Origin of the sequence: Flagellimonas algicida, from assembly GCF_049629585.1 — a bacterium.
GTDB lineage: Bacteria > Bacteroidota > Bacteroidia > Flavobacteriales > Flavobacteriaceae > Flagellimonas.
The window spans coordinates 181,105-206,005 of sequence record NZ_JBMYIX010000002.1; the positions used below are offsets into that span (position 1 = coordinate 181,105).

The 24,901-nt window shown below is 45.1% G+C and carries 22 protein-coding genes and 1 tRNA gene; 17 read left to right on the forward strand and 6 right to left on the reverse strand.

Going from position 1 to position 24,901, the window contains the following annotated elements; all coding sequences use genetic code 11:
• The first annotated feature begins 22 nt into the window (after nt 1-22).
• Both ACPD8L_RS09620 and ACPD8L_RS09625 read left to right on the forward strand, forming a co-directional pair.
• Nucleotides 23-1,045 carry a serine hydrolase domain-containing protein gene (locus tag ACPD8L_RS09620; RefSeq protein WP_423943144.1) on the forward strand — a complete coding sequence of 341 codons (1,023 nt, stop codon included), beginning with the start codon at nt 23-25 and terminating at the stop codon, nt 1,043-1,045.
• Between the two features lie 143 nt (nt 1,046-1,188).
• Entirely contained in the window at nt 1,189-2,982 is a 1,794-nt protein-coding gene (locus ACPD8L_RS09625) for a hypothetical protein (RefSeq protein ID WP_423943145.1), read from the forward strand.
• Between the two features lie 77 nt (nt 2,983-3,059).
• On the opposite strand, the gene ACPD8L_RS09630 is transcribed toward ACPD8L_RS09625, so the two are convergent.
• Nucleotides 3,060-3,133, reverse strand: a tRNA-Asn gene (locus ACPD8L_RS09630).
• Between the two features lie 69 nt (nt 3,134-3,202).
• Nucleotides 3,203-4,558 (reverse strand): RIP metalloprotease RseP, encoded by a 1,356-nt coding sequence (rseP, locus tag ACPD8L_RS09635; protein WP_423943147.1) that lies wholly within the window; start codon nt 4,556-4,558, stop codon nt 3,203-3,205.
• Nucleotides 4,559-4,709: 151 nt separating this feature from the next.
• Here rseP and ACPD8L_RS09640 point away from each other — a divergent pair, with 151 nt between their 5' ends.
• The 10 genes from ACPD8L_RS09640 (at nt 4,710) to ACPD8L_RS09685 (ending at nt 12,000) form a co-directional block, all read left to right on the forward strand.
• Nucleotides 4,710-5,384 (forward strand): SCO family protein, encoded by a 675-nt coding sequence (locus tag ACPD8L_RS09640; protein ID WP_423943856.1) that lies wholly within the window; start codon nt 4,710-4,712, stop codon nt 5,382-5,384.
• An 85-nt stretch (nt 5,385-5,469) separates the two neighbouring features.
• Nucleotides 5,470-5,715, forward strand: coding sequence for a FeoA family protein (locus tag ACPD8L_RS09645; protein WP_116216888.1), 246 nt, complete (start codon nt 5,470-5,472; stop codon nt 5,713-5,715).
• Nucleotides 5,712-7,934, forward strand: coding sequence for a ferrous iron transport protein B (feoB, locus tag ACPD8L_RS09650; protein WP_423943149.1), 2,223 nt, complete (start codon nt 5,712-5,714; stop codon nt 7,932-7,934). Before ACPD8L_RS09645 ends, feoB begins: the two co-directional genes overlap by 4 nt.
• Nucleotides 7,934-8,080, forward strand: coding sequence for a FeoB-associated Cys-rich membrane protein (locus ACPD8L_RS09655; RefSeq protein ID WP_181898156.1), 147 nt, complete (start codon nt 7,934-7,936; stop codon nt 8,078-8,080). Before feoB ends, ACPD8L_RS09655 begins: the two co-directional genes overlap by 1 nt.
• A gap of 80 nt (nt 8,081-8,160) precedes the next feature.
• Nucleotides 8,161-8,562 (forward strand): TonB-dependent receptor, encoded by a 402-nt coding sequence (locus tag ACPD8L_RS09660; protein ID WP_423943151.1) that lies wholly within the window; start codon nt 8,161-8,163, stop codon nt 8,560-8,562.
• Nucleotides 8,563-8,646: 84 nt separating this feature from the next.
• The gene (locus ACPD8L_RS09665) at nt 8,647-9,171 is read left to right on the forward strand and encodes an RNA polymerase sigma factor (protein WP_423943152.1); all 525 of its coding nucleotides are present in this window, start codon (nt 8,647-8,649) and stop codon (nt 9,169-9,171) included.
• Nucleotides 9,172-9,173: 2 nt separating this feature from the next.
• Nucleotides 9,174-9,962: a HEAT repeat domain-containing protein gene (locus ACPD8L_RS09670; RefSeq protein ID WP_423943153.1), complete on the forward strand. Its 789-nt coding sequence runs from the start codon at nt 9,174-9,176 to the stop codon at nt 9,960-9,962.
• Between the two features lie 19 nt (nt 9,963-9,981).
• Nucleotides 9,982-10,734: a DUF4097 family beta strand repeat-containing protein gene (locus tag ACPD8L_RS09675; RefSeq protein WP_293303499.1), complete on the forward strand. Its 753-nt coding sequence runs from the start codon at nt 9,982-9,984 to the stop codon at nt 10,732-10,734.
• 30 nt (nt 10,735-10,764) lie between these two features.
• On the forward strand, nt 10,765-11,478 hold the full coding sequence (locus tag ACPD8L_RS09680; protein WP_116216882.1) for a DUF4097 family beta strand repeat-containing protein: 714 nt from the start codon (nt 10,765-10,767) through the stop codon (nt 11,476-11,478).
• Between the two features lie 3 nt (nt 11,479-11,481).
• Entirely contained in the window at nt 11,482-12,000 is a 519-nt protein-coding gene (locus ACPD8L_RS09685) for a DUF4440 domain-containing protein (RefSeq protein ID WP_421810539.1), read from the forward strand.
• A 4-nt stretch (nt 12,001-12,004) separates the two neighbouring features.
• Here ACPD8L_RS09685 and ACPD8L_RS09690 read toward each other — a convergent pair whose 3' ends face one another.
• From ACPD8L_RS09690 to ACPD8L_RS09705, 4 genes are read right to left on the reverse strand one after another with little or no spacing between them, the layout of a single operon-like run.
• Complete coding sequence (locus ACPD8L_RS09690) at nt 12,005-12,397, reverse strand: DUF423 domain-containing protein (protein WP_421810538.1); 393 nt, start codon at nt 12,395-12,397, stop codon at nt 12,005-12,007.
• Between the two features lie 16 nt (nt 12,398-12,413).
• Nucleotides 12,414-12,821: a DUF2141 domain-containing protein gene (locus ACPD8L_RS09695; RefSeq protein ID WP_421810537.1), complete on the reverse strand. Its 408-nt coding sequence runs from the start codon at nt 12,819-12,821 to the stop codon at nt 12,414-12,416.
• Nucleotides 12,822-12,870: 49 nt separating this feature from the next.
• Nucleotides 12,871-13,305 (reverse strand): hypothetical protein, encoded by a 435-nt coding sequence (locus tag ACPD8L_RS09700; protein ID WP_116216879.1) that lies wholly within the window; start codon nt 13,303-13,305, stop codon nt 12,871-12,873.
• Nucleotides 13,298-15,337 carry a S9 family peptidase gene (locus ACPD8L_RS09705; RefSeq protein ID WP_423943157.1) on the reverse strand — a complete coding sequence of 680 codons (2,040 nt, stop codon included), beginning with the start codon at nt 15,335-15,337 and terminating at the stop codon, nt 13,298-13,300. Before ACPD8L_RS09705 ends, ACPD8L_RS09700 begins: the two co-directional genes overlap by 8 nt.
• Nucleotides 15,338-15,550: 213 nt before the next feature.
• Here ACPD8L_RS09705 and ACPD8L_RS09710 point away from each other — a divergent pair, with 213 nt between their 5' ends.
• The 5 genes from ACPD8L_RS09710 to ACPD8L_RS09730 all read left to right on the forward strand — a co-directional run bounded on the left by ACPD8L_RS09710 (nt 15,551) and on the right by ACPD8L_RS09730 (nt 24,901).
• Complete coding sequence (locus ACPD8L_RS09710) at nt 15,551-16,318, forward strand: SDR family NAD(P)-dependent oxidoreductase (protein ID WP_421810535.1); 768 nt, start codon at nt 15,551-15,553, stop codon at nt 16,316-16,318.
• A 4-nt stretch (nt 16,319-16,322) separates the two neighbouring features.
• Nucleotides 16,323-16,793 (forward strand): hypothetical protein, encoded by a 471-nt coding sequence (locus ACPD8L_RS09715; RefSeq protein ID WP_421810534.1) that lies wholly within the window; start codon nt 16,323-16,325, stop codon nt 16,791-16,793.
• Nucleotides 16,794-16,883: 90 nt separating this feature from the next.
• Complete coding sequence (locus ACPD8L_RS09720) at nt 16,884-19,994, forward strand: WD40/YVTN/BNR-like repeat-containing protein (protein WP_423943159.1); 3,111 nt, start codon at nt 16,884-16,886, stop codon at nt 19,992-19,994.
• Between the two features lie 92 nt (nt 19,995-20,086).
• The gene (locus tag ACPD8L_RS09725; RefSeq protein ID WP_147300814.1) at nt 20,087-20,485 is read left to right on the forward strand and encodes a hypothetical protein; all 399 of its coding nucleotides are present in this window, start codon (nt 20,087-20,089) and stop codon (nt 20,483-20,485) included.
• A 78-nt stretch (nt 20,486-20,563) separates the two neighbouring features.
• Nucleotides 20,564-24,901 (forward strand): CusA/CzcA family heavy metal efflux RND transporter, encoded by a 4,338-nt coding sequence (locus ACPD8L_RS09730; protein WP_423943161.1) that lies wholly within the window; start codon nt 20,564-20,566, stop codon nt 24,899-24,901.

Consider the following 24,901-nt stretch of genomic DNA (forward strand, 5'->3'; position numbering starts at 1 on the left):
CAATATCTATAGCCAATAACACATGATATCAAAAACCAACCTTCACATTTTTGCTTCTGTATTTTTGCTTCTATTTCTTTCGTGCAAACAGACCAAGAAAGAGCAATCGGAACAACACAATCCAGCAAACAACATTTCTCTGGAAACCGATTATAGCTATGCTACCTTGGTATCCAAAAACGGGGAATTGGTCCTTGAACAGTACTACAACCAAAAAACCCAAGACAGTTTGTGTGATGTGCAATCCTTGACAAAGGGTATTATGGCCATTCTTGTGGGCATAGCCATTGACAAAGGGCATCTAAAAAATGTGGATGAGCCCATTTTGAACTATTTCCCCACAGAATTTGAGTCCCTTAATTCCGATAAGCAATCCATTACCATTAGGCACTTGTTAAACCAAACTTCCGGTCTAGCATGGAAAGGTTACTTGGAGCACGAGGCTTGGCTGCAAAGTGAGGACCCCATCGGTTTTGTTTTGAACAAACCCCTGCTACATGGCCCAGGATCAACCTACAACTACAACTCTGGCGCCACGCATTTGCTATCCGTGATCCTTAGTCGAGCTACTGGAACATCCACTTTGGCATTTGCCAATGAGGTATTGTTCGCTCCCTTGGGCATACATCCGGTAGATTGGCAAAAAAGGAACAAAGGTTATTATGATGGTAGCGGCCTAGGACTTAAAATGAGGCCCCTTGATCTTATGGAAATTGGCCAACTATTACAAAACAAGGGCAGACACAATGGGGTGCCCCTGATATCCGAAACTTGGGTGAACACCCTTTTTGATGCTTCCGAAAAAAAGGCCACGGAATGGGGCCTGAAAAATTCCGTCCATGGGTTTTGCTGGTATAAAGCCGCCATTGATGGAGACACCATTGATTACGGTATGGGGTATGGGGGCCAGTTCATTATCATGGTTCCTGCAAAAAAACTGGTCATTGTAACCACCCATAACCACGATACCCCCAACGGCATTGAACAGCAAATAAAATTCTTGAATGCCGGTCTACCAAGATTGATTGAAAAATACGGCGGATAACACAGGCTTTCTTTTTGATGCCAAGAATCCCCAACGAAAGAAATATATTACAATATTTTGTTATCTTGTTGGTTTATAACATTTTACATTATACACCCACCCCCCATAGAAGTTCATCGAATCCGTACTAAAAAATGTAAGCAATGAAATCATTGAGCCTTGCCAGTATTTTTCTTCTCTTTTTAACCACTACCCATGGGCAGCAGACCATCCAAGGCCGCATTACCCAAGCAGGAGCCCCTTTGCACGATGTGCATGTGACCAATCTTGATTCAGGGGTACAGATGGCTTCGGACCAGGAAGGAATGTATAGCATCCAAGCCCGTCCCAAGGAGGAATTACGGTTCACTTATATGGGGATGGATACGGTTTCGGTCATTGTGGAGGACATTACGCGAATCCTCAATATAAAAATGAGCCTAAGGGTAGAAGAATTGGAAGAGGTCACTGTTTCCAAGACCATTCTCAAAGGCCAAAAAGAACTGGAACTGGAGTACGATTCCAACCCCAACATCATCAAATCGGCATATGGGTATCTGAACAAGGAAACCTCCGGTTACTCCATACGGATTATCGCAGAAGATGAGATTGAAAAGGCTGCAAATTTGGATTTTGCAATAAGTGGAAGGTTTGCCGGAGTATCAGCAGGCTGTAGTCTTACGACCGATATGCTCTTTGCTTCCATGCGACCTAGCGGTATATCCTCTGGTAGTTTGGTGGGGAGGCCCGCCCCCAAAAGCTTGTCCTTAAGCAAAGGAAACCCCTTTGCAAACGCATCAAATGTTGTTTTTGATGTTGATGGAATGATATTGAACGAAATTTCGTGTGGGGCTTTGCGGGGCAATGTTCGCAGAATAGCCTTTATCTCATCGCTTGCTGGTTTGGCACGATATGGTAGAGGAATAACAGGAGTGGTGGTCATCAATACCAAAACAGGTACGATCACTCCAAAAGAATCGGATGGCGCTCCTTATGACCAAGCCCGATTGCGCAACAACTATCTTACCGAGGAGGTCGCCGATGTTGAGGGTCTTGGTGCATCCCTGCCCCATTATTTGAAAGAACTTCGCGGGAGTGGATCTACCCAAGCCGCCAAATCCGTATTTGAAAATCATAAGGCCACTTATGCCCATCATCCGTTCTTCCATTTGGATTCTTACCGTTATTTTTATGAGACCGAAAAGGAAAAATCTTATGCCGATGGTATTTTAAACACTTATCATAATCTAGCTGGGAATAATCCTGCGTTATTGAAAGCCATGGCCTATGTCTTGGAGGCGCAGGGACAGCAGGAAAAGGCCCATTCGGTCTATAAACAGGTATACAAACTCAGACCGGAATATGCACAAAGCTTCATAGACATGGCCAACAGCTACCGGGATTTGGACAAACCGGAATCCGCGGCCTCGCTCTATGCCCGACATTCCTATTTGCTGGACAAAGGCCTCTTACCCAAGGACAGTATGGAACTTTCAGCGATCATGGAAAGAGAGGTGGATAATCTGTTCGCTTTGGATAATGGCTCTTTGAAAATCAAAAAGAGAAAGAAAACCGATGATGAAAACAACACCCGGTTGGTGTTTGAGTGGAACGACTCCGAAGCGGAATTCAATCTTCAGTTTGTAAATCCGGGCAACCAATATTTTGAATGGAAGCACACGCAAGGGGAAATGCCGGAAAGAATACGTTCCGAAAAAGAACTGGGGTATTCCATGGCCGACTTTTTACTGGATGAGGAGCTCTTGGGCGATTGGAAGATCAATGCCACCTACCATGGCAACAAACAGCTTACCCCTACCTATCTAAAAGTTACCGTGTACAGAAATTACGGAAGCAGACTGCAAAGCAAGGAGGTCCACGTGTTCAAATTGGCCACAAAAGGCATGAACCAACACCTGTTTAAACTCAGGATTCCTTCGGAAGTAGTGCACCATTAAAGGGTTTCTCTGGGATAACAACACAAAGGCCACAAATAAAAAAGAGCCGCACAAATGTGCAGCTCTTTCGCTTTCTGCTCCCCCTCTTGGGCTCGAACCAAGGACCCTCTGATTAACAGTCAGATGCTCTAACCAACTGAGCTAAGGAGGAATATTTTACCTTAAGCGGGTGCAAATATAGCAGATTCTTTAATACAGTACAAAGAAAAAAATCGCTTTTCTATTTAAAAAGCCATTTATACAAATCATTCCCGTTGGCAAACAACAACAATGCGATCAACAAGAAGAACCCGACCATCTGTGCATACTCCAAAAACTTATCACTGGGCTTACGTCCGGTAACCATTTCATACAATAGAAACGCCACATGCCCTCCGTCCAATGCCGGTATGGGCAAGATGTTCATAAAAGCCAACATAATGGATATAAATGCGGTGGTAGACCAAAAGGTGGCCCAGTTCCACGTATCGGGGAACAAGCTTCCTATGGCCGCAAAACCTCCAACTCCCTTGTAGGCTCCCGTCTCGGGGTTGAAGATTTTCTTCAACTGTTTTACGTAGCTGGACAAGGTGGTCACACCCTTGTCTATCCCCGCAGGGATGGCTTCCATAAAAGTGTATTCCTCGGTATTGATCTTAAAATAACCTTCGTCCTCCAAATCTTCCATGGTATATCCGCCGACTTCCAACCCCAACATGCCTTCGGCATTTACATGGGCCGTTACCTGATCTTGTGAACCATCTTGTCGCTGCAAGGTGATATCGATATCCTTGCCCTTGTTTTTTTCCAAAAACGCTATCACCTGGTCCCTGTACATCGCTTTTTGGCCATTCACGGCTAAAAATTTGTCCTTGGGCTTGAATCCAGCTTCTTTATTATGGGAGGTTTTGGGCACCTTGTTCACCACAAAGGGAACCCTAACACTCAAAAAGCGTAGTTTGTCCTCGTCATCGAGTAAGGTGGAAATAAAATCGATTGGAATTTCCTTTTCAATGCGTTGACCATCGCGAATAATGGTAATGCTGTTCCCATTAATCAATTCCCCAAACACACTGTCAAAGGATTCCAATTCATTGCCATCCACAGCAACGATCTTGTCCCCGGTCTCTATCCCCAGTTTGTCCCCAATGGTTTTTTCGGTCACCCAAACCCCATCCTTTAGGCTTTCCATGGGGATGTATTGCCTACCATAGGAATACGCCATACCAATGTAGATGACCACGGCCAAAATAAAGTTCACCGTGACTCCTCCCAACATAATGATCAACCGTTGCCAGGCCGGCTTGCTCCGGAATTCCCATGGCTTGGGTTCTTCCTTCATCTGCTCGGTGTCCATACTTTCATCGATCATCCCGGAAATCTTCACATAACCTCCCAAGGGCAGCCACCCGATACCATATACGGTCTCCCCTATTTTCTTCTTGAAAAGGGAAAACTTCACATCAAAAAAGAGGTAGAATTTTTCAACTCGGGTCTTAAAAATCTTAGCGGGAATAAAATGTCCAAGCTCATGAAGCACAATGAGTAAGGACAGACTAAGAAAGAATTGAATTGTCTTTATAAGTATGGGACTCATCCGAAGTGTTTTGTTAAAACCCACAAAAGTAACCTTTTACCCAGTGATATGAAAACAGCATGGTGAACAGAGGTTTGTTTTAAGAAAGATTTAGCACCAAAAACTTGTTTTCAACTTGAAGAATCCTCCCATCAGCCGTAATTTTGCAAGCATGTTGTCCTTCTTTTCAAAATACAAGTTCTTTGGAGCTGTCCTCTTGGCACTTTCCGCCGTAATCGTCTATCTATTTTACAATGCCCTACAGCCCCAAAAGATGCTCCCCTTGTACCAACCTTCCATGGTGGACCCTTCTTTGGTGGACAGCACCTTACACTATAAAAAGAAGTACCATAAAATTGCTGATTTTGAACTGGTCAACCAGAACGGAAAAACCATCACCCAAGACAATTACAGGGATAAAATCTATGTGGCCGATTTCTTTTTTACCACATGCCCTACCATTTGTCCCATAATGACCAAGAACATGGCCGAAATACAGGATGCCATTTTGGATGATGACGAAGTCATGTTGCTGTCCCATTCCGTGACCCCGGTCATAGATTCTGTGCCCCAATTAAAAAAATACGCCCTGGAAAAAGGGGTCGTTGATAGCAAGTGGAACCTGGTCACGGGTGATAAGAAACAAATCTATGAGTTGGCCAGAAAATCGTATTTGGCCGTAAAGACCGATGGTGATGGGGGTCCCTACGATATGATCCATACCGAAAATTTTATCCTTGTGGACAAAGAGCGTAGGATCAGGGGCTTTTATGATGGCACCAACCGAAAGGAAATTGACAAATTGCTCGAGGACCTTAAAACCCTGAAAGCCAGCTATACGGAATAGGGCTATAGCCTTACTCACCGTTCCTTCATGACCTTATATGTTTTTTATGTATTTTTGCTGTTACTTAAAATCAATCTAAATAAATATAGTGGCTACAGTAGCGGATCTTGTGCATGGGCAAAAAGGAGTGATCAAAGATTTTTCGGAACACATCCTTCCCATAAAACTTTTGGAATTGGGATGCTTGCCCGGAAACATTGTGGAGCTGGTACAGGTTGCCCCATTGAAAGATCCCATCTACATCAATCTTAGCGGAAGCCACATTGCCATAAGACGATCATTGGCCCAATGCATTGAGTTGGATATTATTGAAGATACGAAGGCCCTATGAGCAAAAACATCAATGTTGCCCTGATCGGCAATCCCAATACAGGAAAGACCTCTGTTTTTAACCAATTAACGGGCCTTAAACAAAAGGTGGGCAATTACCCGGGCATTACCGTGGAAAAGAAAGAGGGTATCTGTAAACTTCCCCGGGGCGTAAAGGCCCATATTTTGGATCTTCCCGGAACTTACAGTCTCAACACCACTTCCTTGGACGAAAGCGTGGTTGTTGAACTCCTTCTCAACAAGAACGACAAAAATTATCCCGATGTCGCGGTGGTGATCAGCGATGTGGAAAACCTCAAAAGGAACCTTCTGCTCTTCACCCAAATCAAAGACCTTAGGATTCCGGCCATCTTGGTCATCAATATGGCCGATCGCATGTCCAGAAAAGGGATTTCATTGGATGTTGCGGCGATGGAGAAAAAACTGGATGCCAAAATTGCGCTGGTGAGTACCCGAAAAGGCAATGGTATTGATCACTTAAAGGAGCTTATTGCAGATTACAAAAGTCTGTCCACATCTCCCAACATAGACACCACAAGGATTGCCCCGGACTACTTTGGAAGATTGCAAAAAGCATTCCCCAATGAGGATCTCTACAAGTTATGGTTGGTCATCACGCAGGATGTCAACTTTATGCCCATTGAGAAAAAGCAGATAGAGGATGTCACCTCATTTTCCACCAAGTCCAAGGATGAACTCAAAAAACTGCAGCACAAAGAGACCGTATTACGATACCAGTTCATCAATAACGCTTTAAAAGAGACCTACAAGGTAGATTTCTTGGCTGCCAAGGGGCTTCGAGCCTCCATAGACAAGGTACTTACCCATAAGGTTTTTGGATACCTGATATTTTTTGCAATTCTCCTGCTCATTTTTCAAGCCATTTTTGATTGGAGCAGCTATCCCATGGATTTTATTGATGAACAATTTGCAGCAGCCAGTGAATGGATTAAAAACACTTTGCCTCCCGGAGTACTCACAGACCTGTTGGCCGAAGGGATTTTGGCCGGAATAGGCGGTATTGTCATCTTTATTCCACAGATCGCCTTTTTGTTCCTATTCATTTCGTTGCTGGAAGAATCCGGGTACATGAGCCGGGTGGTGTTTCTGATGGACCGGCTGATGCGCCCGTTTGGACTGAGTGGCAAAAGTGTGGTCCCCCTTATTTCAGGAACTGCCTGTGCCATCCCTGCCGTAATGGCCACGCGAACCATTGAAAATTGGAAGGAACGTCTCATCACTATTTTAGTGACCCCGTTTACCACCTGTTCCGCACGATTACCGGTGTACCTTATCCTTATCGCCCTCGTTATCCCCGAAGGAAGTATTTTGGGTGTGAGTTACCAAGCACTGACCTTGATGTTGCTCTACCTCATCGGTTTTGGAATGGCGATTTTCTCCGCCATGGTCCTGAATAAAATATTGAAGATAAAAAGTAGGGCTCTTTTTATGGTGGAAATGCCCACCTATCGCCTACCCCTTATCAAAAATGTGGCCTATACCGTATTGGAGAAAACCAAAAGCTTTGTGTTCGGGGCAGGAAAGATCATTCTGGCCATTTCCATCGTCCTTTGGTTTTTGGGGTCCAATGGCTTCTCCGAAGATTTCCATGATGCCGAGCAAATTGTCAACAACCGAATTGGGGAGGAAGGGCTTAGCACGTATAGCAAAAATTACATCCAAAACAACATCAACAGTTACGAACAGACTTTGGCAACCGACCATAACGGCCTAAGCCCAAAAGCCGTTCAAGATTCCATCCAAATCAGGACCCAAGACCTGATGGAAAGGGCCAAAGCCCAGGAAATTGCCAGTTATAAATTGGAACATTCCTACATTGGCTATGCCGGTAAAGCCTTTGAACCCTTGGTAAGACCCTTGGGCTATGATTGGAAAATAGGCATTGCGGTACTGACGTCCTTTGCCGCCCGTGAAGTATTTGTGGGCACCCTTGCCACCATTTACAGTGTGGGCAGTGATGAGGAAGAGACTATAAAAAATCGGATGGCAGCAGAATTGGGCCCGATGGGGAAACCCCTTTTCAATCTGGCTTCCGGAATTTCACTCATGCTTTTTTATGCCTTCGCCATGCAATGTATGAGCACCTTGGCCATTGTAAAACGTGAGACCAATTCATGGAAGTGGCCCCTATACCAATTGACCTTTATGAGCATATTTGCCTACCTTGTTGCCATGGTGGCCTATCAAATTCTTAGCTAATGGGACTTCAACAATTATTGGTATACATTATCGTGGCCCTTGCCGTGGGCTATTTGGTCTGGAAGTTTTTCCTACCCAAATCCATGCTTTTTGGCAAAAAGAAAAGTTCCAAATCCTGTGGAGATGACAATTGTGGTTGTGGATAAAATTCCCCCAGTCCAATTTTTCCAGATAACTTCGACTTAATTCGCTAAAAATTAATAGCTTGTAAGGTAATTGTACCTGTATGAAACAGCTATTCACCCTCAGTGTTTTGTTCCTTGTTTTCTCCTTGGTGAGCTGTTCAGGGTCCAAAAGCACAGCTTATAATCCAGAAATCGCCAAAGAGCTTGAGCAAAGGAACAAAGGCAATATCAGTCTACTTCAGCGTATCCGGCAATTACCAGGGGTTACCTTGAGAAACGGGCTTCCCTATTTCGTTAAAGCCTCCAATCAGGTCTTTGGTCAACAAGTCACCGAACCCTTATATGTTCTCAACGGATATATTGTGGGAAACTCATTTAGGTCTGTTGACCAATTGGTCAACAGCTTTATGGTCGAGAGCATTGAGGCCCTGACCGGCGTTGAAACAGCAGAATATGGCTCAAGGGGCGCCAGTGGTGTCATCAAGATCAAAACCATCGAATAATCCCTCCCGTTCTTTTTTTCTTTCCAACTGTAACCTTTTTCATTTTCTTGACTATATAAGACAAACAACAACCAAAAACAGCTATTGAAAGCGCTTTCAGATGAAATACTGATGCAAAAGGTTGCCGAAGGCAATCTGGATGTGCTCAAGGTCCTTTTTGACCGACATCACAAACATGTGTACAATTTTTTGTACAAGATGTCCGGCGATAGTATGTTGAGCGAGGATCTGACCCAAGATGTTTTTTACAAGCTCATCAAGTACAGGGGTTCCTATAAAAATGGCTCGTTCGTATCCTGGCTGTTCACCATAGCCCGGAACAATCTTAAAAGTCACTTTTCAAGAAACCATAAGTATCACGATGGTTTGGAGGTCCTTGAGTACAAATCCGATGGGGAAGGAGATGAAAATCTTGAAGATTATTCCCAATTGCAGCAAGCCCTTAACCGGTTGGACCCTGAGGATCGTGAGCTGGTCATCTTAAACCGATATAAGGAAATACGGTATGAAGAGCTGGCGGAAATCATGGGAAGTACCCCTGGAGCAATGAAGACCAAGGTCTGCCGTATCCTTAAAAAGTTAAAGAAAATTTATTTAGAAAGTTTATAGCCATGGAGAATAATCACATTTCGGACTTGATTCCAGCATATTTGGATGGTATTCTTGATGAAAGCACCCGGAAAAAAGTGGAGGAGCATCTACCCCAATGCCCTAACTGTAAAAAAGAATTGGAAGAAATGCAAACGCTGTTCGACGCTTTTGAAGAAGAAGACGCCCAAGCACCTACAGATCGACTCAGGAACAAATTTGAGGAAGCCTTGGAAGCCGAAAAAGAGAATCTGGGAAGAGTGGTTCCGTTGACCCCAAAGAAAAAATCCAATTGGGCCACTGATCTGCTCAAAGTAGCGGCCAGTATAGCACTTTTGGTGGCCTCTTTTCAGATGGGAAGCCTGTTTCAACAAAAGAAAGTCGATGGGGACATTACCGCTTTAAAAGACGAAACCCTACAGATGAAACAGACCGCCATGCTTTCCCTGATGGAAAACCAATCCGCCAGCAAACGCATACAAGGCGTCAATTATATTGAAGAGTTTGAACACCCGGATGAAGCCATCATACAGGCATTGGCCAATCGTTTGCTTCATGATGAAAATGACAATGTGCGCCTTACCGCTTTTGAGGCCCTTTCAAAATTCTCGGCATCGGATACCGTGAAGAACGTGTTCATCGAGGCCCTCGGAAAGGAAAAAAACCCAAGCATCCAGATTGGCATCATTGAGATGTTGGTACAGATACAGGAGAAAAAAGCCATCGCTCCCATGAAAAAATTGTTGGAGCAAGAAGACACACAGCCTTTCATCAAAGAACAGATCAAAGCTGTATTACCCAAAATAACATAAACATCAAAAAACGAAAATCATGAAAAAAATGACACTTCTTTTCACGGCCCTTGTCCTAAGTGCCCTGACACATGCACAAAACGATTACACCAAATCCCTCAACGGGATAGAATGGGTGAAGATTGAATCTAAGGCAGACATCACCGTTAGAACGTACACATCCAATGAGATATTGATCAAAGCCGGTGACCGACACCAAGTTTCTGAACGTGCCAAAGGACTCCGCTTAGTGGGAGAAGGTGGAAACGACAATACAGAAGTCGGATTTTATGTGGTACAGGACGGGAACACCTTGATCGTAAAAAATTTAAGGAAATCCGAAGGAGCCGAAATCTTTTTGCCCAAAAACCAAAATGTGGCCGTAAAGAGTACATGGAACGGAAACATAGAAATTGATGGTTTCGCAGGCGAAATAGAAGCGGATGCCCAACTTAATGGCAGTATAGAGATTTTGGACGTGAACGGTCCTGTTACCGCCAACACCTTAAATGGTGAAGTCACCGTGGAGTTTGGGACCGTTAAGCAAAATTCCCCCATTTCCATTTATTCCACCAATGGCGCTGTGGACGTCACCCTTCCTGGAAACACCCCTGCAGACCTTTCCCTAAGTTCTGTGAACGGGGACATCTATACCAATTTTGATCTAAAACGAGAAGAAAAGGATGGACTTAAATCCGTTTCGGGCCGTAAACTCAATGCAGCCATAAACAATGGTGGCGTAAGTATCTCCCTAAAGTCTACCAATGGCAACATCTACCTAAGAAAACAATAATTCAATTCATCATCATAAAAACGAATCCTCATGAAAAATGTAATGACCCTACTCTTGATGGGCTTCCTGTGCCTGTCCCTCAATGCGCAAAAAGTCATTGAGAAAACCATTCCCTATGCCAACCAATTCATAGAATTGGACGTAAAATTTGCTTATAAGATTGAAGTCAAGACTTGGGAAAAGTCCTCGGTGTATTTCAAAGCGGACATCACTACGGAAGACGGAAAATATCTGGACAAGTATACATTGGACATCAATGAGGGCAACAGTTCCATTACCATCACCTCCGACCCACAGGGCGTCTTTGATGCTTTACATGACGAGTGGAACAATAACCGCTCGGAAGGGGAGCGACACTACTACCACACCAATGAAACCTATCAGTTCAACTATGTGCTCTACGTTCCCAAAAATGCCATTTTCAAGGTACGTAGCATCAATGGGGACCTGAATGCCGAAATCATTGAGGGCGATTTTACCGCTGACCTCATCAATGGAAACATTGAAATCAAAAAATATGCTGGCGATATGAACCTGAAAACCATCAATGGTGAAATAGATTTGGTCATGAAAAACTCCCGTTTGGTAGCAGAAACCATCCATGGCAATATTTATGCCGATGAAAATCTGAAACTGCAAGTAACGGACAGGCATGTAGGTCAAAAAGTGGAAGGCAAATTTGACAATGCCACCCATCGCCTTCGTTTGAACACCATCAACGGGAATATGTACTTGAGACTTTAGATCATGAAGATTTTCTATTTGGGGTTGCTATGGATTGGTGGAACGGCCCTGTCCTGTCAAAATAAAACTGCGCCTCTTACCAATACCCGTGAGCAAGATTCCTTGGAGCTGATCCAGATGGTCGCGGAACGGGAGAGGGCCATGATCCAAAAAGACATGGCCTTGGCCATGGACAGGTTTGCCGAGGATGCCACTTGGATCAATTCGCAAGGATATTATTTTGAAGGAAGGGAAGAGCTTGAAAAGTTTCATGGCATGATGATGGGCAATGACTCCTTGGCGTATTACTATGAAGTAGGAAAACCCAAAATACGGCTATTGGATTCACAAAATGCGATAGCCTATTATTCCTGGAAAATGTTCTGGTACAAAAAGGAAATTCCCCCGGATACCACTTTTAAGGAGATTGGGCTGATGACCTTGAACGCCCATAAGGAAAAAGAGGGTTGGAAATGGACCGCGGTGACCAATCAGCATACACCATGGTTCTATCCAGAAATCACTCCAGTCACGGTGGACTGATCCCTTAAAATATAGGCGAGACAAACTTGTAGAGCAGCAAGGCCCAGCCCACAACCAAGAGTAATCCCCCAATTGGGGTAACCGGACCCAAAAAGCTAAGCTTTTCTCCCTTAGCGGCACTCAGACAGAGTGCATAAATGCTAAAGGAAAACAAAAGAGTGCCAAAAATAAAGCAGTTGGCGATAGCCGAATCCAAAGCTTGGTCAAAGCCCAGATTAAAGCCCAAAACCAACAGCACAATGGCATGGTACATTTGATATTTGACCCCTGTCTCAAAACTATGGAGTAGCTCAGGGGTCAATTTCTTTTTAAGGGCATGGGCGCCAAAGGCGCCAAAAACAACGGCCAATAATCCGTAAAGTGCCCCCATGAACTGGGTGAGAAAAATGGTTTCCATTTTTACGTTTTTTTGGTCAAAGATCAATACTGATCTCATAATCCGAAGTGACCTTAAAGGCACACTCCTTGTATTTTGGTGGTCCGAAAGCTTTCATCTTGGCCTTGGAAAAAGCCACTTTTTCTTTTGGAATACCCAGCCAATTGGTATCCAGTTTTCCGTTGGCGTTTTCATCATGGAAGACGGCCAATGCGTATTCCCCCATGGGCAAATCCTGTATCTCCAGGCTTACCACCCCCTCATGGGCGGGAACCGTTTCGGTTGTAAGGACGTCATCAAACGATAAAAAAGAATCATCCGAGTTGTACACCGCCACATTCACATGGCCTTTGGTGGAATCCACATTTTTAATGTGTACCGAAATCGTGTTTTGCGAAAAAAGGGATATTGGGGCCAACACGAGTACTAAAAAAATCAGTTTCATAGTAAATTGGGACAATTATTGGGTTGCATACCATGTACGATTAAAAAAATCAATTTGGTTCTTTGAGGTTGTCCATCAATTCCGATTGCAAAATAGTATATATTTTTTGGGTTTCCAGACTGTCCTGTAGGTTGAAATACATTTTTAGGGAATCATGGTGGACCAATCTGATCTTTTGCTGTCTTAAGTCATCCACAAACACATAGACCTTGGTTTGGGTAATGGAATCCTTGAACACCCCTTTCTCCTTTGCCATCCATGAAAAGCCGGAAGAACGTTCCATCTCCGGCAATTTATCCACCAGCATAATGCTGTCCATGTCCGCAAGGGGGATTTTCTGGCGATAAATCCCTGAAAAAATGCTGAACTCCCCCTCCTCGATTTTCTGCCAATTCTTGTAATGGGCCACAAAGGCAAGGGTACAGGCCACCAAGGTAAGAACAATCAATATGTTCCAAAGCCAATGTCTTTTTTTCCTATTCATCCTTTTTATCCGTTCTGTACTTGTCAAACCAAGCCACAATATGGGCTACCTTGGTCATGAGATTACTTGGCTTTCCAGCAATGCCATGGCTTGCGCCGGGAACCTCGACCAAGACGGTCTCGATCTTGCGCAGTTTAAGCGCGTGGTACAGTTGTTTGGCCTCACTGGGTGGCGTTCTTAAGTCTTCCATCCCCACCATGACCATGGTAGGGGTCTGTACATTTCCAACGAGGGAAATAGGCGAAAATTTCCAATAACCCTCAAAATTTTCCCAGGGTTGCCCAGGGTACCGATTCTCGGCATAATAAAAATAGTTGTCAGCCGTAAGGGTTTTGCTGATCCAGTTCATCACGGGCTTTATCACCGCAGCGGCCTCAAATCGATTGTTCTTGCCAATCATCCATGCCGACATGATTCCTCCTGCACTTCCCCCAGTCACAAAAAGCTGGTCTTCATGGGCAATGCCCTTTTGGATGCAGTGATCCACCCCATCCATCACATCATGGTAGTCGTCCCCAGGGTAATTGTTGTACAGTAAGTTTCCAAACTCCTCACCGTAGCTCGTACTTCCTCTTGGATTGGGATAAAAAACCACATAGCCAGCAGCCGCGAACAACTGCATTTCAGTGGAAAAACGGTCTCCATAATTGGCAATGGGCCCACCATGGTTCTCCACCATGAAAGGGTATTTTTTGCTTGAGTCATAATTTGGGGGATACACCACCCATCCTTGAATGTCGCGCCCATCCACGGACGATTTGTACCAGACCTCCTCTACCCTTCCTAGCTCCCGGTAGTTGAGCAGGGCATCATTTAAACGGGTAACCCGGATAGGGTTCTTTGTTTTTGGTCCCAGAATGGCCAAATCCGATGGATATTCTGGCCGGGTTTGGGTATAGGCTATAGTCCCGTTGTTGGAAACACTGTATGACCCCCCGGAATAAGGCCGACCTAAGGTGGTTCCTCCCACATTGTCCACCAGCTTGGTCATTTTTCCATTAAGGGAAATCAGACCAACCTTTCCATTTCCCTTGTCATCATAATACACATAAACTCCATCGCCTTTGGCATTCCATTGGATATCCGCGATAGATCGGTCGAAATCCTCAGAAACAACCCTTTTGTTTCTCCCATCCATATCCATGATGTGCAATTTTCGGACTTGATAGGTCTGTATCTTGTCCTCATACCCCACATAGGCAATGTGCTTTCCATCTGGGGATACTTGGGGATCATGGTCTGGACCATCACGGTCGGTCAAGGCGACTATCTTGCCCGTTTCCACATCCACCGAATAGATTTCACTATTTCGAAAACGGTACTCCCAATCGTCTACCCTATTGGCCGAAAAATAAATCTTGGACCCCTCCTTACCCCATGAAAGGTTTCCTCTGTGGTGCCAATCCCCAGAAGTAATCTGACGGGGCGCACCTCCATTGGCGGGAATGGTAAAAATATGGTTGAAGCCCGGTGCGATATAGCCTCTGCCATCTGCTTCGTGGTAAACCCGATCCGTAATCCGCGGCGTATCCTGCCATTTAGCCCCTTTGGGCTTGGCTGGAATCTTGGCAATGACAGGAGGAGCTTGGGGCACATTCATGGAAAAGGCCAATTGTTTTCCATCGGGCGACCAGGTCAATGAACTGGGACTAAAAGGCAATTGCGTAAGCTTGGCCACTCTTCCCGAAGCAACCCAATACATATAGATTTCGGAACCCTCGTCGGTACTGCTCGCAAAGACAATACGGTCCCCACTGGGAGACCATCGGGGACTACTTTCGTTCACTTCGCGAGAGGTGAGCTTTTGGTTTTGGCTTCCATCTGCCTTGATCAACCAAAGGTTGCCCGTAGTTGCATCTTTCATAATATCCAAGCCCATGCGGCGGTATACTACCCATTCCCCATTTGGGGAGATTTGTGGATCGGACACATATTGAAGGTCAAAAATATCGAGATAGGAAAAGTTTTGTTTTTGGGCCATGGTAACCTGAACGGCACATACCAAAAACAACAAACGAAAAAATGTATTCATTACGTTACTTTTTTGAAGTTTTTAAAGATAACGCAATTCAATGGAGAATTCAATGTGGCCATAGCCCTTGTTTTGGAACTTGGATTTCCTATTTAACCAATCTGCTTTGTCTTAATACCTTATTAAATCTGTCCAACTCCTTATCTTTAGGGTCAATGCTTAAGAAGCACCCCTTTTTATTACACATCATAGCGGTATTTAATTGATATTCAAATGCAAGCAAACAATTTCACAGGCAAGAACGTATTAATCACTGGTGCATCCCGAGGAATTGGAAGGGCAGCGGCCCTTGCCTTTGCCCAAAACGGAGCCAATGTGGGCCTCAATTACAGAAGTAACGATGAAGCGGCCGAATACACTTTAAAGGAATTGCCCGGCGAAGGCCATCAACTCTTTAAGCGAGACATATCCCAAAAAGGGGAAACCCAAGCCTTGATCGAGGACTTTGTAAAAGCGTATGGCCATTTAGATGTGTTGGTAAATAACGCAGGGATTTCCATTTTTCATGAGATAGACCAAGTGGATTTTGACCACTGGACCCATGCTTGGGAAAAAACGTTTGAAACCAATCTTTTTGCTGCGGCCAATCTTTGTTACTGGGCAGCCCAATCCATGATGAAATCTGGCGGAGGCCATATCGTGAATGTTTCTTCTCGGGGCGCCTTTAGGGGCGAACCCACCAAACCGGCCTATGGGGCCAGCAAGGCCGCTTTGAATGCCATGAGCCAATCCCTGGCCAAGAAGTTGGCGCCCCACAACATTTATGTTGGCGTGGTGGCCCCGGGGTTTACCGAAACCGAAATGGCTGCCAAGACCCTTACCCCTGAGGAGAGGGAAAATTTGCTGCGCGAATCCCCATTTAAACGAATGGCCCGCCCCGAGGAGGTGGCGCACGCCATTTTATTTTTGGCATCGGAGGGTGCCGCTTATTCCTCCGGAACCATTATCGATGTAAACGGGGCATCCTACCTTAGAAGTTGAGCCTATGAAAGCATCTACCATTGCCCAATTAAAAAAGGAACTCCAACATAGATCTCAGGACGAAGTGTTACAACTCTGCCTTCGATTGGCCCGTTTCAAAAAGGAAAATAAAGAACTGCTCACCTATCTTTTGTTCGAGGCCGAGAACGAAAGTGGGTATGTGGAATCCATCAAACTAGAGGTGGATGAATTGTTTGGGGAAATCAATACCAAGAGCTTTTTCTACATCAAAAAAAGTATCCGTAAAATCTTGCGGACCATCAAAAAATATAGTCGCTATTCCAACAAGAAAGAGACCGAAGTTGAGCTCCTCCTCTACTTTTGCGAAAAATTGAACTCCTTCACACCTTCCATCCATCGCAACACCGCCTTGCACAATTTGTACCAAAGGCAGTTGGAATACATCAAGAAAAAATTGCCAACCCTCCACGAGGATTTACAGTACGACTACGGGTTGATTCTGGAGAATTTGTGACACATCCTTTTGGAAACCAACTCCATGAGTGATTCAAAAAGATTCAGTACATTAGGATACGACTAATGTATCAACTCCAGAACTGACACTATGAAAATGCAACCAACCTCCTTGCGTATAGGGCTGTTTTTTGCCCTTTTGATCCCCTCTTTTTTTATTCAAGCACAAAACATGGCCGTTGACACCAGCTTTTACAGTGGGTTCAAATGGCGAAACATTGGTCCCGACAGAGGGGGGAGATCGTTGGGATGCGCCGGAAGTCCCACCCGACCCAACGAGTACTATTTTGGTGCTACCGGAGGTGGTTTATGGAAAACCATTGATGGTGGAAACACATGGTCCTGCGTTACCGATGGTCAAGTGACCAGTTCTTCCGTTGGAGCTGTGGCCGTTGCGGAGACCAATCCTGATGTGGTTTATATCGGCATGGGAGAAACCCAACTCCGAGGCAGCATCACCCAAGGGGATGGCGTCTACAAAACCAAGGATGGTGGAAAAACATGGTCCCATTTGGGACTAGAGGAAACCCAGGCCATTTCCAGAATACGCGTACACCCCACCAACGAGAATATTGTTTATGTGGCCGCACTGGGCCACCCTTATGGAGACAATGAGGAACGTGGAGTGTTCAAAAGCACAGATGGTGGGGAGACTTGGAAAAAAGTACTATATGTCAGTGAAAAGGCCGGAGCCGCCGACTTGATCATTGATAGAAACAACCCGAACACGCTATACGCCAGCACCTGGCAAGTATACCGCAAAGCTTGGAAAATGTGGGGTGGCGGCCCGGATTGCAAATTGTGGAAATCCACGGATGGCGGAGAAACTTGGACCGACCTCACCAAAAATCCAGGAATGCCCAAAGGTCCTATCGGTAAAATTGGGGTGACGGTTTCCCCTGTCGATTCCAATAGGGTTTGGGCCGTTGTTGAGGCCAACGAAGGTGGTGTATTTCGATCCGATGATGCTGGAAAGACTTGGGAACTCACCAATAACGAACGTAAGCTAAGACAGAGGGCTTTTTATTATTCACGAATTTATGCCGACCCTAAGGACAAGGATGTGGTCTACGGGTTGAATGTGGATTTCTTTAAATCCACCGACGGCGGAAAGACATTCGACATTGAAATTGAAGTGCCCCATGGCGACAACCATGATCTGTGGATCGACCCCAATAATCCAGAGCGAATGATCAGTTCCAATGATGGTGGCGGCAATGTCAGCATCAATGGTGGAAAAACTTGGACCGAACAGGATTTTCCCACCTCACAGTTCTATCATGTGATGGCCACCAGTGATGTTCCCTATCATGTGGTAGGGGCGCAACAAGACAATACCACTTTGGCCATGCCCAGCGATGGATGGGATTTTATGCAAGCTAGAATGGGTGCCAACCATGGATGGTATTATGCCGTGGGTGGTGGTGAAAGTGGATGGATTACCCAAAGTCCTACAAATCCTGATGTTTTTTACGCAGGAAGCCAAGGTGCCTTGCTCACCCGATACGACCGCAGCAACGGTCAGACCAGGGACATTCAGGTGTATCCCCGATTCTTTTCCGGGGAACCGGCCAGTGCCCTTCCCGAGCGTTGGCAATGGACATTCCCCATTATGTTTGCTCCTAAGGATTCCAATGTGATGTATACCTGCTCCCAACATGTCTGGAAAACCACCAATGATGGACAAACTTGGGAAAAAATCAGCCCGGACCTTACCTATGCAGACCCAGAGACCTTGGGTAAAACAGGAGGGGTCATTACCATGGACATGAACGGCCCTGAAATCTATGCCACTGTATTTGCCTTGGCGCCTTCCCATCATGACATCAATACCATTTGGGCGGGATCGGACGATGGAAAAATCCACATCACCCGTGATGGCGGAAAAAACTGGACGGATATCACCCCCACTGAACTGCCCAAATTTTCAAGGGTGAGCATCATTGATGAGTCTATCCATAACCCTGGCACCCTGTATGTGGCGGCCAACCGATATCAAGTGGATGACCGTGAACCCTATGTTTTTAAAACCCATGACTACGGAAAAACATGGACCAAAATCATCAATGGAATCGCCCCTGGGCATTTTGCACGGGCCATTCGCGAAGACCACCAAAAAGAAGGCCTGCTGTTCTTGGCCACGGAACATGGGGTGTATTTTTCCATCAATGATGGGGCACAATGGCAATCGCTTCAACTGAACTTGCCCGATACCCCTATCCGTGATTTGGTCATTAAAGACAACGATGTGGTCTTGGGTTCCCACGGAAGAGGATTTTGGATTTTGGATGATATTCAACCTTTCCGTGAATACTCCAACGAATTGATCGCTAAAAAACAAGCACTTTTTAAGCCTACGGATGCCATTCGGGGAATTTATGATGCCACGTTCCAATATTACCTGCAAGAAGAGGTGGATACCATCACTTTTGAAATTTTGGACCGCAACAATGCCTTAATCGATTCCTTTGGAGGAAATCAACCCAAATACGAAGAGAAAAAAAGTACCTCTTGGTGGGGTGGCAGTGCCAGCACAAAACCCACTACCGCCAAAGGGCTGAACAGTTTTTCCTGGAATCTCAGATATCCCGGACCCACCACCTTTGATGGTATTATTATTTGGGGCGCCGCTGCGGACAGAGGGCCCAAAGCTCCTTTGGGAGACTATACCGTTAGAATGAAAATTGGAGAGGAAGTAGTACAGACCGCTCCGTTCAAAATTACCATGGACCCCAATCTAAAAGGAATCACAGCAGAAGATTTGCAAGAGCAATTTCAATTGGCCTCAAAAATCACACAAAAGGCCAGTATCGCCAATGAAGCGGTTATACAAATCCGAAACATCAGAAAACAACTGGATAGTCTGGGCAAAACCGTTTCCAGCAAATCCTTCCAAAAACAAGCCAAGGCATTTCTGGTTACATTGACGGAGATTGAAGAGGACCTTTATCAGGTAAAGAACCGTTCCGGGCAAGATCCCTTGAATTTTCCCATAAAACTGAACAACCGATTCAACGCCTTGCAGCGAAGCATCGAAACCGGGGATGCAAGGCCCACTGATGGGGCTTATAAAGTTTTTGATGAGCTCTCAAAAGAATTGGATGTTCATATGGCAAAACTGAACGAAACTCTAAAAAAGCAATTGCCCAAAATAAACGCAGCATTGCAAAAAAATGGGGCATCCATGGTCAAATTGCCATAAGATGCAATGGCTTGAACTTAAATGAGATTAAGTCTAAATTAACAACTGGCAGTATATCAACCTTGTAAAAAGTCGTATTTTTAGGGCGCTGTATGTTAAGGCTATTTGCCATATCACTCTCTTCGCTCATTTTTATGCAGAGCATCAACCTCCACTTTAATGATTTGGTGGAGTTGGATGAACTTGTTGAACACTATCAGTTTCACAGTGATGAATATGGCGACAACTTCTTGATTTTCATCTCCAAACATTACGGGGCGCAGAAAAACACTCACAGTCAACAGCATCAGGAAGAACAACAGGAACATGAAGAACTTCCTTTTCAACATCAAACACAATGTTCCCAACTTTTGGTTTTTGTGGAAGACCACAAACCCATTTTGGAATCCCGCTCGGAAGTCCCCGTTGCCACTTCAGATAATTTTCACTACCAAATGTCCTACTCCACTATTTGGGGAGATGGGCCTTTTCAGCCCCCAAAACAGGCATAATTCATAGTCTCTCCAGCCACGCTGGACACTTTTTCGGAAGCTTTATCAAATCTGTAACGCTATCTATTTCTATGAATCATGTTTTCAAACATCATAAACTTTAGCATTAAGAACAAATTCATTGTTCTGCTCTTTACTTTATTTATTATTGGACTTGGCCTGTTTTCTTTGTCCAAGATTCCCATAGGTGCTGTACCAGACGTCACCAACAATCAAGTTCAGGTCATTACCACCTCAACCAGCCTTTCCACACAGGATATGGAACAGTTCATAACCTACCCCATTGAACTGGAAATGGCCAACCTTCCCGGGGTCAAGGAAATCCGTTCCATCTCAAAATTTGGAATCTCGGTGGTTACCATTGTTTTTGAGGATGATATGGGAACCTATCTCCCCAGACAATTGATTGCCGAAAAAATCATATCGGCCTCCAAACGAATCCCGGAGGGCTTTGGCACCCCGGAAATGGGGCCCATTACCACAGGTTTGGGAGAAATCTACCAATACACCTTGGATGTGGAACCCGCCTACAAGGATCAATACACCCCCACTCAATTGCGGACCATTCAGGATTGGGTGGTTAAGCGGCAGCTTTCCGGTATACCAGGTGTGGTGGAAGTGAATACCTGGGGCGGTTATCTGAAACAATATGAAGTAGCCATTGAGACCCAAAAGCTCAATGCCCTGAACATTTCAGCCAAGGAAGTTTTTACCGCTTTGGAAATGAACAACAGTGTTTCCGGTGGTGGATATATCGAAAAAGTCAATCAGGCCTATTTCATCAGAGGGGAAGGCTTGGTTGAAAATTTACGGGACATCGAAGACATTGTGGTGGCCAGAAGAAACGGCACTCCCATTTATGTTCGCGACATCGCCCAAGTAGGTTATGGAAGTGCTCCCCGTTTTGGGGCCATTACAGGCAACGGCGAAGGGGAAAAAGTTCTGGGCCAGATTATGATGCTCAAGGATGCCAACTCCAAAAAGGTCATTGATGCCGTAAAGGAACGGGTGGCCGAAATTTCAAAGTCACTGCCCGAAGGAGTTTACATCAATCCTTTTTTGGATCGTAGTGAGCTCATTGGTCGAACCACCTTTACTGTGACCGAAAATCTGGTATTGGGCTGTTTGATCGTCATTTTTGTGGTGGTACTCCTCTTGGGCAATTGGCGTTCAGGATTGGTCGTAGCCTCTGTAATCCCTTTATGTCTGCTCTTTGCCCTCACTTTGATGTATATTTTTGGGGTCGATGCCAACCTGCTGAGTTTAGGAGCGATAGATTTTGGAATCATTATAGACGGGGCCGTTATCATCGTGGAGTATATCGCCTTTCAAATTACGGCCAAGCACTCTGAACTGAACGCCCTTGATAAGGAACAAAGTCAGGATGTTAAAGACGACATCACCCTAAAGGGTGCCACCAAAATGATGAATTCCGCTGTTTTTGGGCAGCTTATCATTTTAATTGTCTTTATTCCCATACTGTCCTTGAGCGGGGTAGAAGGAAAAATGTTCAAGCCCATGGCCATGACCTTCAGTTTTGCCCTTCTTGGTGCCATAATATTGTGCTTTACCTACGTGCCGGTTGCATCGGCCATGTTCCTAAAGCCCACTAAAAATTCTGGAAAAGGGATTTCTGCGCGTTTGATGGATTGGATCAGAAAAAAATATGAGCCCATCATCGATTGGGCCATGGAAAGTAAAAAACTGGTGTTGTCCATAGCAAGTGCATTGCTCATTGGTGCCGTAATCTTGTTTTCCAACATGGGAGGGGAATTTGTACCCACTCTGGACGAAGGCGATTTTGTAATCCAACCTGTACTCAAGACCGGAACTTCATTGGCGAAAACCGTGGAGACCACTACCAAAATGGAACAAATCCTTTTGGAGAATTTTCCAGAGGTAAAACAGGTGGTGAGTCGGATTGGGGCTGCCGAAGTACCTACGGACCCCATGTCCATGGAAGAAAGTGATGTGATCATTGTTCTAAAACCCAAATCGGAATGGGTTTCTGCCGAGTCCAAGGACGAGTTGGCCGATAAATTCAAAGAGGCCCTTTCGGTTCTACCGGGCATTGAGGTGGAATTCACCCAACCTATAGAAATGCGCTTCAATGAGCTCATCACCGGGGTCAGGGCAGACATCGCCATCAAAATTTTTGGGGAAGACCTTGAGATTCTTGATGAGAAAGCCAATGAGGTAAGACAGCTCATTGAAAATGTGGAGGGAGCCTCGGACATCACTGTAGAAAAAGTGGAAGGCCTTCCGCAAATGAACGTTACCTATAATCGTGCAAAAGTGGCCCGACACGGACTGAATATTGCCGACCTTAACGAAATGGTCTCCATGGGATTTGCCGGAAAGGTAGTGGGAAGTGTTTTTGAAGGAGAACGACAGTTTGACCTTGCCGTACGATTGAATTCTGAGAACAGAAAAGACATTTCCAACTTAAAAAACCTGTATGTTGACATCCCTTCGGGAGGAAAGATTCCCCTCAGCGAATTGGCGGAAATCACCTATCAAAAAGGAGCCGCAAAAATCTCAAGGGATGATACCCGAAGACGTATCGTGGTGGGCATCAATGTTCGGAATCGCGACCTCCAATCCGTGGTGGACGATGTGCAGGAATTGGTAAATGCACATCTGAAACTTCCAGTAGGGTACACCATCACCTATGGTGGACAGTTTGAAAACCTGCAAAATGCCAAGGCCCGATTGTTAATTGCCGTGCCCATTGCCCTATTGCTCATTTTTATAATGCTCTACTTTGCCTTTAAATCGGTAAAGGAAGCCTTGTTGGTGTTTACTGCCATTCCCCTTTCCGCAGTGGGTGGGGTTTTGCTTCTTTGGTTAAGGGACATGCCGTTCAGCATCTCGGCCGGGGTTGGCTTTATTGCTCTTTTTGGTATTGCGGTGCTCAATGGAATTGTGCTCATAGAGCATTTTAAAGAGCTTAAGGGTTCTGATTTTGATTCCTTGGAAAACTTGATCAAGCAAGGCACCAAAGACCGATTGCGGGCTGTACTGTTGACGGCATCCGCTGCAGCGCTAGGCTTCTTGCCTATGGCAGTTTCCACCAATGCCGGGGCCGAGGTACAACGCCCCTTGGCTACTGTGGTCATTGGAGGATTGGTCACGGCGACCCTGTTGACTTTGGTGGTACTCCCTGTACTCTATGCTTATTCACATAATGTTCATTTTGGAAAAACCAGAAAAAGAAAAAAAATGTCCAAAAACACCTTATTGCTGATAGCCTTTTCCTTGCCATTTCTTGGATTTTCACAAGAGCAATTGGGCTTGGAAGACCTCATGTCCCTTTCCTTGGAAAACAATAAAGGTATCCAGGCCAATGCGCTACAGGTAGACAGGGCAGATGCCCTGAAGGGAACGGCGTTCCAGTTTGACAAGACCGAGGTGTACTATCAATATGATGAAAACAACCTGGCCTTGAACAATGAACCCTTAAAAGTATTCGGGGTACAGCAACAATTTGAGTTTCCGACCGTGTACGGGGCCAAAAACAAACTCCAAAATGCACAGTACGAAGTTCAGAAATCAGCGCTTGAAATCCGAAAAAAGGAACTGTTCAAATCCTTGAGTACCGTGTATTACAAGTACCAAACCTTGCACCAAAAAGCACTATTGTACAAAACCTTGGACAGCATTTACTCCCAGTTTTCCCACGCGGCCAACAGGCGTTTTGAATTGGGCGAGACCAATTATTTGGAAAAGGTAACGGCCCAGGCCAAACTTCGTCAGGTCACCAATACCTATTCCAAAATACAACAGGAACTGGGAACCACCTATACGGAGATTATCAGTTTGGTACAGAGCAATGATACCTTGGACATCAAGTTGGAGAAACCTGAAAAGCTGACTGTGGTCAACCCCGTGGGGTTAATGGAAACGGAAACCACCTTTTTGGAATCTCTTCAAAACAGGAGCAATGCGGAAAAACAATTGGAGGGAAACCGATTACTCCCCGATCTTAGCCTAGAGTATTTCCAAGGCACCAACAATGGGCTGGGAACATCGCTCTACGGAATACAATTGGGTCTAAAAATCCCCATTCTTTTTTTTGGGCATAGCAGCAGGTTGAAATCTTCCAAGATCAATGCACAGATCACGGAATTGGAAAACCAACAGGTTACCATTGCCGCCAACCAGACCTATCAAGGCCTTTTAAATCAATTGGAACAGCAGTCCAAGGAACTGGTGTACTATGAAAATGAAGGGCAGCAACTTTCGGAACAGATCATCAAAGCTGCCATGGGAAATTTTCAGAACGGGGAAATCGATTTCTTCCAGTACATCCAAAGCCTTGAAAATGCCTACGAGATCCAATTGAGCCATTTGGATGTCCTCAACCAATACAATACAACCGTACTCGCCATTAATTATTTGACCATAACATTATAA

What these genes read in the sequence shown, in the direction of transcription:
- ACPD8L_RS09620 (WP_423943144.1), top strand. Translation starts at nt 23, where the DNA reads ATGATATCAAAAACCAACCTTCACATTTTTGCTTCTGTATTTTTGCTT.
- ACPD8L_RS09700 (WP_116216879.1), bottom strand. Translation starts at nt 13,305, where the DNA reads ATGAATAGGAAAAAAAGACATTGGCTTTGGAACATATTGATTGTTCTT.
- ACPD8L_RS09685 (WP_421810539.1), top strand. Translation starts at nt 11,482, where the DNA reads ATGAAGATTTTCTATTTGGGGTTGCTATGGATTGGTGGAACGGCCCTG.
- ACPD8L_RS09705 (WP_423943157.1), bottom strand. Translation starts at nt 15,337, where the DNA reads ATGAATACATTTTTTCGTTTGTTGTTTTTGGTATGTGCCGTTCAGGTT.
- ACPD8L_RS09625 (WP_423943145.1), top strand. Translation starts at nt 1,189, where the DNA reads ATGAAATCATTGAGCCTTGCCAGTATTTTTCTTCTCTTTTTAACCACT.
- ACPD8L_RS09660 (WP_423943151.1), top strand. Translation starts at nt 8,161, where the DNA reads ATGAAACAGCTATTCACCCTCAGTGTTTTGTTCCTTGTTTTCTCCTTG.
- feoB (WP_423943149.1), top strand. Translation starts at nt 5,712, where the DNA reads ATGAGCAAAAACATCAATGTTGCCCTGATCGGCAATCCCAATACAGGA.
- ACPD8L_RS09695 (WP_421810537.1), bottom strand. Translation starts at nt 12,821, where the DNA reads ATGAAACTGATTTTTTTAGTACTCGTGTTGGCCCCAATATCCCTTTTT.
- ACPD8L_RS09680 (WP_116216882.1), top strand. Translation starts at nt 10,765, where the DNA reads ATGAAAAATGTAATGACCCTACTCTTGATGGGCTTCCTGTGCCTGTCC.
- ACPD8L_RS09720 (WP_423943159.1), top strand. Translation starts at nt 16,884, where the DNA reads ATGAAAATGCAACCAACCTCCTTGCGTATAGGGCTGTTTTTTGCCCTT.
- ACPD8L_RS09675 (WP_293303499.1), top strand. Translation starts at nt 9,982, where the DNA reads ATGAAAAAAATGACACTTCTTTTCACGGCCCTTGTCCTAAGTGCCCTG.
- ACPD8L_RS09710 (WP_421810535.1), top strand. Translation starts at nt 15,551, where the DNA reads ATGCAAGCAAACAATTTCACAGGCAAGAACGTATTAATCACTGGTGCA.
- ACPD8L_RS09640 (WP_423943856.1), top strand. Translation starts at nt 4,710, where the DNA reads ATGTTGTCCTTCTTTTCAAAATACAAGTTCTTTGGAGCTGTCCTCTTG.
- ACPD8L_RS09690 (WP_421810538.1), bottom strand. Translation starts at nt 12,397, where the DNA reads ATGGAAACCATTTTTCTCACCCAGTTCATGGGGGCACTTTACGGATTA.
- ACPD8L_RS09670 (WP_423943153.1), top strand. Translation starts at nt 9,174, where the DNA reads ATGGAGAATAATCACATTTCGGACTTGATTCCAGCATATTTGGATGGT.
- rseP (WP_423943147.1), bottom strand. Translation starts at nt 4,558, where the DNA reads ATGAGTCCCATACTTATAAAGACAATTCAATTCTTTCTTAGTCTGTCC.
- ACPD8L_RS09725 (WP_147300814.1), top strand. Translation starts at nt 20,087, where the DNA reads ATGTTAAGGCTATTTGCCATATCACTCTCTTCGCTCATTTTTATGCAG.
- ACPD8L_RS09715 (WP_421810534.1), top strand. Translation starts at nt 16,323, where the DNA reads ATGAAAGCATCTACCATTGCCCAATTAAAAAAGGAACTCCAACATAGA.
- ACPD8L_RS09655 (WP_181898156.1), top strand. Translation starts at nt 7,934, where the DNA reads ATGGGACTTCAACAATTATTGGTATACATTATCGTGGCCCTTGCCGTG.
- ACPD8L_RS09730 (WP_423943161.1), top strand. Translation starts at nt 20,564, where the DNA reads ATGTTTTCAAACATCATAAACTTTAGCATTAAGAACAAATTCATTGTT.